This is a genomic window from Streptomyces sp. SM1, assembly GCF_002910825.1.
Taxonomy (GTDB): domain Bacteria; phylum Actinomycetota; class Actinomycetes; order Streptomycetales; family Streptomycetaceae; genus Streptomyces; species Streptomyces okerensis.
Genome location: NZ_NEUB01000475.1, coordinates 1 through 10,728, shown reverse-complemented (window position 1 = coordinate 10,728; position 10,728 = coordinate 1). Strand labels below are relative to the sequence as shown.

Genomic DNA, 10,728 nt, shown 5'->3' with positions numbered 1-10,728 from the left:
GGCGATCACCTGCTCCCGCGCGGGCGCGGAACCGCCGTACGCCCACGAGCTGGGGGCGGAGGGTGCCTGACACGCGCACACGCCGTGCCGCGGGGGACGAACGGTCCCCCGCGGCACGGCGTGTGCGCGGTGCGAGGTGTGCGGGTCAGGCCTGGGCGGACCGCGTCGTCTTCTTCGCGGCGGTGGCCGTCTTCCTGGCGGCGGTCTTGGTGGCCGCCTTCCCGGCCGCGCCGCTGTCGACCGCCTTGGTGGCGGTCTTCCGGGCACCGGCGTTGGCGGCGGCCGTCTTCTTCGCCGCCGTCCTGCGCGGGGCGCGCACCTGGTCGGCGTCGCTGATCCGCTCCGCGCCGAGGACGTCCCGCAGGAACTTGCCGGTGTGGCTGGCCGGAACGCCGGCCACCTGCTCGGGCGTGCCCTCCGCGACGACCAGACCGCCGCCGGAGCCGCCCTCGGGGCCCATGTCGACGACCCAGTCGGCGGTCTTGATCACGTCGAGGTTGTGCTCGATGACGATGACCGTGTTGCCCTTGTCGACCAGGCCCGACAGGACCGTCAGCAGCTTGCTGATGTCCTCGAAGTGCAGGCCGGTGGTCGGCTCGTCCAGGACGTAGACCGTGCGGCCGGTGGAGCGCTTCTGCAGCTCGCTCGCGAGCTTCACGCGCTGTGCCTCACCACCGGACAGGGTGGTCGCGGCCTGGCCGAGCCGCACGTAGCCGAGGCCGACGTCGTGGAGCGTCCGCATGTGGCGGGAGATCGCCGGGACGGCCTCGAAGAAGTGCATGGCCTCCTCGATCGGCATGCTCAGCACGTCGGCGATGGACTTGCCCTTGTAGTGGACCTCCAGGGTCTCCCGGTTGTAGCGGGCGCCGTGGCAGACCTCGCACGGGACGTACACGTCCGGCAGGAAGTTCATCTCGATCTTGATGGTGCCGTCGCCCGCGCAGTTCTCGCAGCGGCCGCCCTTGACGTTGAAGGAGAAGCGGCCCGGCATGTAGCCGCGGACCTTCGCCTCCGTCGTCTCGGCGAACAGCTTGCGGACGTGGTCGAAGACACCCGTGTACGTCGCCGGGTTGGAGCGCGGGGTGCGGCCGATGGGCGACTGGTCGACGTGGACGACCTTGTCGACGAGGTCGTCGCCGTCCACGCGCGTGTGCCGGCCGGGGACGCTGCGGGCGCCGTTCAGCTCGCGGGCCAGGTGGGTGTACAGGATGTCGTTGACCAGCGTGGACTTGCCGGAGCCGGAGACGCCGGTGACCGCGGTGAACACACCCAGTGGGAAGGACACGTCGATGTCCTGGAGGTTGTTCTCGCGGGCGCCGTGCACGGTGAGCCGGCGCGACGGGTCGTGCGGGCGGCGGATGTCGGGCAGCGGGATGGCCTTCTTGCCGGACAGGTACTGCCCGGTCTGCGACTCGGCGTTGGCCAGCAGCTCCTTGTACGAGCCGCTGTGCACGACCTTGCCGCCGTGCTCACCGGCGCCGGGGCCGATGTCGACGATCCAGTCGGCCACCTTGATGGTGTCCTCGTCGTGCTCGACGACGATGAGCGTGTTGCCCATGTCGCGCAGGCGGACGAGGGTCTCGATCAGCCGGTGGTTGTCGCGCTGGTGCAGTCCGATGGACGGCTCGTCGAGGACGTAGAGCACGCCGACGAGTCCGGAGCCGATCTGGGTGGCCAGGCGGATGCGCTGGGCCTCACCGCCGGAGAGGGTGCCCGCCGCGCGGTTCAGCGAGAGGTAGTCCAGGCCGACGTCGACCAGGAACCTCAGCCGCTCGTTGACCTCCTTGAGCACCCGCTCGGCGATCTTCTTGTCGCGTGCGGTGAGCTTCAGCTCGCCCAGGAAGTCCGCGCAGTCGCTGATGGACATCGAGGAGACCTCGGCGATGGACCTGCCCATGACCGTGACGGCGAGGACGACCGGCTTGAGGCGGGTGCCCTCGCAGGAGGGGCAGGGCACCTCGCGCATGTAGCCCTCGAAGCGCTCGCGGCTGGAGTCGCTCTCGGCCTCGCTGTGCCGGCGCTTGACGAAGGGGACGGCGCCCTCGAAGGCCGTCGTGTACCGGCGCTCGCGGCCGTAGCGGTTGCGGTAACGGACCTCGACCTGGGTCTTGTGTCCGTGCAGCAGGGCCTTCTTGGCGCGCTGCGGCAGACCCGCGAAGGGGATGTCCGTCCGGAAGCCCAGCGCCTCCGCGAGGGCGCCGATCAGGCGGCCGAAGTAGTCCTTGGTGTGGCCGTGCGACCACGGGTGGATGGCGCCCTCGTCGAGGCTCTTGTCCGGGTCGGGGACGATCAGCTCGGGGTCGACCTCCATGCGCGTGCCGATGCCCGTGCACTCGGGGCAGGCGCCGAAGGGCGAGTTGAAGGAGAAGGAGCGGGGCTCGAGCTCCTCGAAGGACAGGTCGTCGTACGGGCAGTACAGGTGCTCGGAGAACATGCGCTCGCGCTCGGGGTCGTCCTCGGGGAGGTCGACGAAGTCGAGCACGACCATCCCGCCGGACAGGCCGAGGGCGGTCTCCACGGAGTCGGTCAGGCGCCGCTTGGCACCGTCCTTCACGGTGAGGCGGTCGACGACCACCTCGATGGTGTGCTTCTCCTGCTTCTTCAGCGTGGGCGGGCTGGAGAGCTGAACGGTCTCGCCGTCCACCCGTGCGCGTGAGTAGCCCTTGGTCTGGAGGTCGGAGAAGAGGTCGACGAACTCGCCCTTGCGCTCGCGCACCAGCGGGGAGAGCACCTGGAAGCGGCTTCCCTCGGGCAGTTGCAGGACCCGGTCGACGATGGCCTGCGGCGACTGGCGGCTGATCGGGCGGGAGCACTCGGGGCAGTGCGGCTTGCCGATGCGCGCGAAGAGCAGCCGGAGGTAGTCGTAGACCTCCGTGATGGTGCCGACCGTGGAGCGCGGGTTGCGGGAGGTCGACTTCTGGTCGATGGAGACCGCCGGGGAGAGGCCCTCGATGAAGTCGACGTCCGGCTTGTCCATCTGGCCGAGGAACTGCCGTGCGTACGAGGACAGGGACTCCACGTAGCGCCGCTGGCCCTCGGCGAAGATGGTGTCGAAGGCCAGCGAGGACTTGCCCGACCCCGACAGGCCCGTGAAGACGATGAGCGAGTCGCGCGGGAGGTCGAGCGAGACGTTCTTGAGGTTGTGCTCGCGCGCTCCACGGACGATGAGACGGTCGGCCACGCCGGTCCGCACCTTTCTTGAGAGAAGTGACAGGGGCGGGGCCCCCGTCCTTCTCAGACTAGGGGGAGCCACTGACAACGCCGGTTCGGATTCACGGGTTGTCAACAAACCCCGGCTCTCCAGCATGCCCGACGCCGCTTCCGAGCTTATAGCACGTGCATTCGATTTAGGGTCTCACTCCGCCGCCTTCACCCGAACGTGCGACAGGGCTAGGGTCAGCACCATGATTGATCACGCTGATGACCTGGCATCTCTACAAGCTGCTACCGAACGGCTGCTCACCGCGCTCGGCGCACTGGACGACACGGCTGTGACCCAGTCGTCACGCCTGCCCGGCTGGACCCGCGGCCACGTACTGGCCCACCTCGCCCGCAACGCGGACGCGCTGGTGAACGTCATGGAGGGCCGTCCCATGTACGCCTCCGCGGAGGCCCGGGACGCCGACATCGAGCGGGGCGCCCCGCGCCCCCTCGACGTCCAGCTCGCCGACGTGCGGGAGAGCGCGGAGCGCTTCCGCGCGGTGTGCGCCGCCCCGGCGGACTGGTCGCGCACGGTGGAACTGCGCAACGGAGTCACCGACCGCGCGGAGCGGGTGCCGTTCCGGCGGTGGATCGAGGTGGATCTGCATCACGTGGACCTCGGGATCGGCTACGGGCTGGAGGACCTGCCGAAGGACTTCACGGAGCGGGAGATCGGCTTCCTCGCCGCGCGGTTCACCGGTCACCAGGACGTGCCGTCGGCCACCCTGACCACCGCGGACGGCCGGACCTGGACGACCGGCGGCGGGTCGGACGGTGACCCGGTCACGGTCGAGGGGACAGCCGCCGACCTGCTCGGCTGGCTCGCCGGCCGCAGGGACGGGGCCGGGCTGGCGGTGAAGGGCGGCGCACTTCCGTCGCTCCCCCCGCTCTGAGGTCTGTCCCGCGCCGGTTCCGGCGATAGGCTGGCAGCCATGACGTACAGCGGTCGGGTGACGGTCGGCGGCCCAGCCGACGTGCACGAACTCAAGGACCTGATGATCACCAAGGTCGCGGTCGGCCCCATGGACAACAACGCGTATCTGCTGCGTTGCCGGGCCACCGACGAGCAGTTGCTGATCGACGCGGCCAACGACGCGGAGACCCTGCTGGGCACGATCGGTGACGACGGCGTCGCGTCCGTCGTCACCACCCACCGGCACGGCGACCACTGGCAGGCGCTCGCCGAGGTCGTGGCCGCCACCGGCGCCCGCACCCACGCCGGCCGGGACGACGCCGACGGCATCCCGGTGCCGACCGACGTACTGGTCGACGACGGCGACACGATCCGGGTCGGGCAGGTGGAGCTGACAGCCCGCCACCTGGTCGGACACACACCCGGCTCGATCGTCCTGGTCTACGACGACCCCCACGGGCACCCGCACGTGTTCACCGGGGACTGCCTGTTCCCCGGCGGTCCCGGCCGGACGACACGCCCCGAGGACTTCCAGAGCCTGATGAGCGGCCTCGAGGAGAAGGTGTTCACTCTCCCGGACGAGACGTGGTTCTACCCGGGGCACGGCAACGACAGCAGTCTCGGGGCGGAGCGGCCGCACCTCCGGGAGTGGAGGGCGCGCGGCTGGTAGTCCGGCTACCTCTCGGACTTCAGCAACGCGGCCACGAGGGCCTCGAAGACGGCCACGGTCTTCGGCTGTTTCAGGCCCAGGTCGGCAGCGGTCTCCGCGACGCTCTTCCTTCTGGGCCTGGTGCCGCTGGGTTCGAGGATGCCGGCCATGCAGAGCATGTCCTTGTGGCGTTCGCCCAGGATCTCGCCGAACGTCTTCCACGGATCGACGGAGGGCTTGTACTTCCCTGCCGCGATGGCCGTTATGTCGTTCGCCGGCAGGCCGGTGTCCTTGGCGAGCCTGGACCGGCCGTCCGCGGTGTCCAGGTCGTAGCCCTTTATTCGCGCCCGCGTGGTGACGTACTGCCCGAACTGCCGGGGATCCAGAGGCTGTTTGCTGGCCATCGGCCCATCCTTCCGCAGGGGAGATGCAGCAGCATGACACCCGGACGGCCGGCCCGGTACACCGCGCGCTACGCCGGGGCCAGCCCCGGGCCGGCCAGCGTCGCGATCCGCTCCACCGCGAAGACGTATCCCTGAACCCCGCAGCCCGCGACGACCCCGTCCGCGCGCAGCGAGACATACGAGTGGTGCCGGAACGACTCGCGCCGGTGGATGTTGGAGATGTGCACCTCGATCACGGGAAGCCCGTCACAGGCGTTGAGGGCGTCCAGGATCGCCACGGAGGTGTGCGAGTAGGCGCCGGGGTTGATGACGATCCCGCAGTGGTCCTGCCGCGCCTCGTGGATCCAGTCCACCAGCTGCCCCTCGTGGTTGGACTGACGCAGGTCCACCGTGCCGTTGTGGGCGGCCGCCGCCCTGGCGCACATCGCCTCGACGTCGGCGAGCGTGTCGGAACCGTAGATCTCCGGCTGGCGCTGCCCGAGCAGGTTCAGATTGGGGCCGTTGAGGATCATGATGGGGGCGTCGGCCAGGTTGCGGGGCACGGTTCCTCCGGTCCGTCGGGGGCGGGCGGTTCCCGGCGGAACCGCTGCTCGTCCCCGGTTTATCACGGTGCGGCACGGACCCGCCCGGCCCTAACCTCCCACCATGACGCCCCTCACCTGCCCTCCCAAGCCCTCACCGGGCGACCGCGTGGCCGTGATCTCCCCCTCCTCCGGTGTTCCGGGACTCTTCCCGCTCCCGTATGAGCTGGGACTGAAGCGGCTGCGTGAGGAGTACGGGCTGGAGCCGGTCGAGTATCCGGCGACGCGGAGGATGGGCTCGACGCCGCGTGAGCGTGCCGCCGACATCCACGCCGCCTTCGCCGACCCGGAGATCAAGGCGGTCTTCGCGTCGATCGGCGGCGACGACCAGATCACCGTGGTGCCGCTGCTGGACCGGGAGCTGATCCGCGCCCACCCGAAGCCGTTCTTCGGGTGGAGCGACAACACCAACCTCCTCGCGTTTCTCCACGAGAGCGGGATCGTCGCGTTCCACGGTGCGAGCGTGATGGTCGAGCTGGGCCGGCCCGGAGCCATGCATCCGCGGACCGCCGAGTCCCTGCGGGCGGCCCTGTTCACCTCGGGCGCGTACGAACTGCGCCCCGCCGAGCGGTGGAACGACGTGAACCGGGACTGGGCGGACCCCGCCACGTTCGACGCGGAGCCGGAGACACGCCCCGGCGGGGGCTGGACCTGGGTGAACGCCGACCGGGTGGTGGAGGGCCGCACCTGGGGCGGCTGTCTGGAGATCGGCGGCCGGATGCTGATGGCCGGCCGCGGGGTCGCGCGGGACCTGTCCGCCTACGAGGGCGGCGTGCTGTTCCTGGAGACCTCGGAGGAGCTCCCGAGCGGGGAGGAGGTCTTCCGCACCCTGCGGAACATGGGTGAGCGAGGGCTGCTCGGACGATTCCCGGCGCTTCTGATGGGCCGTGCGAAGACGTGGTCCTTCGAGCGGCCGAACGCTCCCGGGGAGGCCGCCGCCTACGCCGCCGAGCAGCGCGAGGCCGTGCTGCGGGCCATGCGGGTCTATGCGCCCGACGCCCTCGTCGTGTTCGACGTGGACCTCGGGCACACCGACCCGCAGCTGGTGATTCCCTACGGCGGTGTCGTCCGCGTCGACGGTCCCGCCCGGCGCGTCACCGTCACGTACTGACGCCGGGCGGACCGCGCCCTGCTACGGGTTGACGGCCAGTTCGAGATAGGCGGCGAGCAGCACCAGGTGCACTCCTCCCTGGAGGGGCGTGGCCCGCCCGGGGACCACGGTCAGCGCGCCCACCACCATGGTGAGGGCGAGCAGCACCAGGTGGGTGTCGCCGAGCCCGAGGACGAGTGGTCCGGTGAGCCAGAGGGAGGCCAGCGCGACGGCGGGGATGGTGAGGCCGATGCTGGCCATCGCGGAGCCGAGCGCGAGGTTCATGCTGGTCTGCACCTGGTTGCGGCGCGCGGCCCGGACCGCCGCGATGGTCTCCGGCAGGAGGACCAGCAGGGCGATGATCACACCGACGACGGAGTGACCCAGCCCTGCGGCCTGCACTCCCGATTCGATGGTCGGCGAGACTCCTTTGGCCAGACCGACCACACCGATCAGGGCCATGCCCAGCAGGCCCACGCTGATCAGGGCGGTGCGGGTGGAGGGCGCCGGGGCGTGCTCCTCCGCCTTGGCCACCTCGCCGCTCTCGACTATCGGCAGGAAGTAGTCGCGGTGTCTGACGGTCTGGGTCGCGACGAACAGGCCGTAGAGGACCAGCGAGGACACCGCCGCGAACGAGAGCTGCACGGTGGAGAACTCCGGACCCGGCTTGCTCGTCGTGAAGGTCGGCAGTACGAGGCTGAGCGTCGCCAGCGTCGCGACCGTGGCGAGGGCCGCTCCGGTGCCTTCCGAATTGAAGACCGCCGTGCCGTGGCGCAGTGAGCCCACCAGCAGGCTGATCCCGAGGATGCCGTTGACGGTGATCATCACGGCCGCGAACACGGTGTCCCGGGCGAGGGTGGCGCTCTGGGGCCCGCCGTCGATCATCAGCGTGACGATCAGAGCCACCTCGATGACGGTGACGGCGACCGCGAGGACCAGGGAGCCGAAGGGCTCACCGACCCGGTGTGCGACCACCTCGGCGTGGTGCACTGCGGCCAGCACGGACGCCGCGAGCACCAGGGTCACCAGCGCGACGATGCCGCCGGGCAGATCGCGTCCCCAGGTCAGCACCAGCAGCAGCACGGCGAACACGGGCGCGATGACCGTCCACCGCGTCGCGAGTGCCCTGAGCCGAGCGATCATGGTGCGATCGTCACAGACGGGAAGGGGCGCCGCACCTTGCTGGAGGCTGTCGTGCGAGGACCGGCCGCGGTGGGCACGAGAGGAGCTGTCACCGCCGCACGGCGTATCCCTCCGCTGCGTCCTCCTGGTCGTCTCGGGGTCATCATGGACACGCATGGCCTCCTGGGGTGGGTCGAATACGGTCGGGGCGCCGGTGAGCGGCGCGTGCTGAGACAGGCAGGCACCGGGAGCGGCGGCCGACGATGTGCAGCCTTTGCTCCCGGTGCCGGTTTCTCTCTGTGCGTCCGACAGGGTCAGGCGTCGATGTCGCTCTTCACGGGGCCGTCGCCCCGGCCCGCGGCCGCCTCGGCCTCGGCCTCCGCCTGCTTGCGGGAGGCCCGGAGGCTGGTGATCGTGGTGATGATCAGGACCGAGCAGATCACGCCCAGCGACACGGGGATGCTGATCTCGGGGACGTGGACCCCGGACTCGTGCAGTGCGTGCAGCACCAGCTTCACGCCGATGAAGCCGAGGATGATCGACAGGCCGTAGGAGAGGTGGACGAGCTTCCGGAGCAGTCCGCCGATGAGGAAGTACAGCTGCCTGAGGCCCATCAGCGCGAACGCGTTCGCCGTGAAGACGATGTACGGATCCTGGGTCAGGCCGAAGATCGCGGGGATCGAGTCCAGCGCGAACAGGACGTCCGTGGTGCCGATGGCGAGCATCACGACAAGCATCGGGGTCATGACCCGCTTGCCGTTCTCCTCGATCCACAGCTTGGTGCCGTGGTAGCGGTCGGCCACACCGAAGCGGCGCTCGGCGGCCCTGAGCAGCTTGTTCTCCTCGAACTCCTCTGCGTCCGCGTCGGCCCGGGCCTCCTGGATGAGCTTCCAGGCCGTCCAGATGAGGAAGGCGCCGAAGATGTAGAACACCCACGAGAAGCTGGCGAGGATCGCGGCGCCGGCGGCGATGAATATCGCGCGCAGCACCAGGGCGATCAGAACACCGATCAGGAGTACCCGCTGCTGGTACTGCGACGGCACCGCGAACTTCGCCATGATCAGGACGAAGACGAAGAGGTTGTCGACGCTCAGCGACTTCTCGGTGATGTAGCCGGCGAAGAACTCGCCACCGGACTGGGCTCCGCCCCAGATCAGCAGGCCGAGCCCGAAGAGCGCGGCCAGGACGATCCAGACGACGGTCCAGATTCCGGCTTCCTTGATGGATACGTCATGCGGTTTGCGGCCGATGAAGAAATCGACGGCGATCAGGGCACTCAGGCCCAGGATCGTGAGGACCCATAGGGTCAGGGAAACATCCACTGCGCCTCCGGCAGATACGTCACAGGCAATGTCAGCGTCGTCGCTGCCGGAGGTCTCTTCCACCCGGGCCGTCGGCGCTCGAGCGCGTCCGAACGGTCCTTCGGGCCGACGCCCCGGGATCTGGCCTGATCCGTATTGACGGGGCCGCCGCACAGACAGGGAGTACTCCCCTCCGTGCGGTCAACAGTACCCAACCACCAAGGATTGGTAAAGGCCAAAGTAAAGAAACACACAAAGGCGCAGTTCAGAGGGCTTTACGAGAGCTTGGGCGAGGAGGGTTCGGGGTCACCGGTTCCCTGCGCGGCGGGCCGCCGCGACCTGGGTGAGCACCTGCTCGAGGACCTGGCTGCCGGGCGGCACCAGCGGCGGCTCGTACGTCCAGGCGTGCCCCACCCACGGGTCGGCCAAGTGGTCGTCGGGCACGGGCGTCAGCCGCAGCAGCGAACGCCAGAGCGGGTCCAGCAGCGGTCCGTAGGCCGAGGACTCCTCGCGGTCGGCGACCATCATCAGATGGACGCCGACGGACGGGCCCTCGTCGGCGAGGTAGCGCAGCTGGTTGACGGCACGGTCGTCGAAGCCGTGCGGGAAGTCGTTGACGATCAGCAGTTGCTGGGAGGCGTCGAAGCCGGGCGGCAGCGCGTCCGGCGCGCCTCCGCGCAGCGCCATCTGCACCAGGTCGACCCGCTGGGTGAGCCGGCCGAGCACCTCCGTGACGCCCGCGGCGCCGTGGGCGGGCGGGCCGGCCAGGACCCCGGTCCGGGTCAGCGGCGCCAGTGCCTGCGCGCCCGATCCCGCCGGGTCGATGACGTGCACGGTGAACTCGCCCGCCGGATAGACGGCGAGCAGCCGGGCCGCGTGCGCCACCGCCGTCTCCACGGCGAGGCGCCGTGCCTCGTGCGAGTCGGTGAACGACCCGTCGAGGGAGTCGGCCCGTCCGCTGTCGATCCACATGCCCCGCTCCAGCGGCAGCCGGAGCAGCATCGGGATGCGGATCGGGTCGGCCTCGGGAAGACGCACGTCGCCCAGGCGGACCGCCATGGGGATCTCCATGGGGACCCGGTAGGCGTGCCAGGCCGGGTTGTCCCAGCGGGCGAACGCCGGGGGCAGGGCGGGTTCGACCACCTCCGCCTCGGCGGCGAGCTGGGCGAGGTCCCGGTCGAGGGATTCCCGCGCCTGTCCGACGAGCTGGGCGTGCCGGGACCGGGCGGTCTCACGGGCGGCGTCGCCCTGGCCGCCGATCCGGCTGCGCGGGTCGGACAGGGCCTGCTCGAGCTCCTTGTCCATGCGCGACTCGGCGAAGTCGACGGCGCTCCGGTAGGCGGCGGTGGTGCGGGCCAGGTCCTCGAACATGCCCCAGACCTGGTTGTAGAGCCGCTCCTCCATGGACCAGCCGGTCGCGTCCCCGGCGACGGGCTGTGCGGGCTGCCCGGGGCGGGCCTGCGGCGC

The 10,728-nt window shown here is 70.2% G+C and carries 8 protein-coding genes and 1 pseudogene; 3 read left to right on the top strand and 6 right to left on the bottom strand.

Features of this window, described 5'->3' with window-relative positions:
• Nucleotides 1–145: 145 nt before the first annotated feature.
• Nucleotides 146–3,181 (bottom strand): excinuclease ABC subunit UvrA, encoded by a 3,036-nt coding sequence (gene uvrA / locus B9S61_RS11835; RefSeq protein WP_103542219.1) that lies wholly within the window; start codon nucleotides 3,179–3,181, stop codon nucleotides 146–148.
• 223 nt (nucleotides 3,182–3,404) lie between these two features.
• Between uvrA and B9S61_RS11830 the strand changes: the two genes are divergently transcribed.
• Together B9S61_RS11830 and B9S61_RS11825 are read left to right on the top strand one after the other, a co-directional pair.
• Nucleotides 3,405–4,094, top strand: a complete 690-nt coding sequence (locus tag B9S61_RS11830; RefSeq protein WP_103542218.1) for a maleylpyruvate isomerase family mycothiol-dependent enzyme — start codon at nucleotides 3,405–3,407, stop codon at nucleotides 4,092–4,094.
• 39 nt (nucleotides 4,095–4,133) lie between these two features.
• The gene (locus tag B9S61_RS11825; protein WP_103542217.1) at nucleotides 4,134–4,784 is read left to right on the top strand and encodes an MBL fold metallo-hydrolase; all 651 of its coding nucleotides are present in this window, start codon (nucleotides 4,134–4,136) and stop codon (nucleotides 4,782–4,784) included.
• Nucleotides 4,785–4,789: 5 nt separating this feature from the next.
• Here B9S61_RS11825 and B9S61_RS11820 read toward each other — a convergent pair whose 3' ends face one another.
• Both B9S61_RS11820 and aroQ read right to left on the bottom strand, forming a co-directional pair.
• Nucleotides 4,790–5,167: a hypothetical protein gene (locus tag B9S61_RS11820; RefSeq protein WP_103542216.1), complete on the bottom strand. Its 378-nt coding sequence runs from the start codon at nucleotides 5,165–5,167 to the stop codon at nucleotides 4,790–4,792.
• 68 nt (nucleotides 5,168–5,235) lie between these two features.
• Complete coding sequence (gene aroQ, locus B9S61_RS11815) at nucleotides 5,236–5,709, bottom strand: type II 3-dehydroquinate dehydratase (protein ID WP_103542215.1); 474 nt, start codon at nucleotides 5,707–5,709, stop codon at nucleotides 5,236–5,238.
• A gap of 103 nt (nucleotides 5,710–5,812) precedes the next feature.
• Between aroQ and B9S61_RS11810 the strand changes: the two genes are divergently transcribed.
• Nucleotides 5,813–6,859 (top strand): S66 peptidase family protein, encoded by a 1,047-nt coding sequence (locus B9S61_RS11810; RefSeq protein ID WP_103542214.1) that lies wholly within the window; start codon nucleotides 5,813–5,815, stop codon nucleotides 6,857–6,859.
• 21 nt (nucleotides 6,860–6,880) lie between these two features.
• Here the strand turns inward: B9S61_RS11810 and B9S61_RS11805 are convergent, their stop codons facing one another.
• The 3 genes and pseudogenes from B9S61_RS11805 to B9S61_RS11795 all read right to left on the bottom strand — a co-directional run.
• Nucleotides 6,881–7,981 (bottom strand): calcium:proton antiporter, encoded by a 1,101-nt coding sequence (locus B9S61_RS11805; protein ID WP_103542213.1) that lies wholly within the window; start codon nucleotides 7,979–7,981, stop codon nucleotides 6,881–6,883.
• A gap of 293 nt (nucleotides 7,982–8,274) precedes the next feature.
• Nucleotides 8,275–9,282, bottom strand: coding sequence for a TerC family protein (locus tag B9S61_RS11800; protein WP_103542212.1), 1,008 nt, complete (start codon nucleotides 9,280–9,282; stop codon nucleotides 8,275–8,277).
• Between the two features lie 285 nt (nucleotides 9,283–9,567).
• Nucleotides 9,568–10,728 (bottom strand): annotated as a pseudogene (locus tag B9S61_RS11795) (export associated protein); the annotation flags it as partial.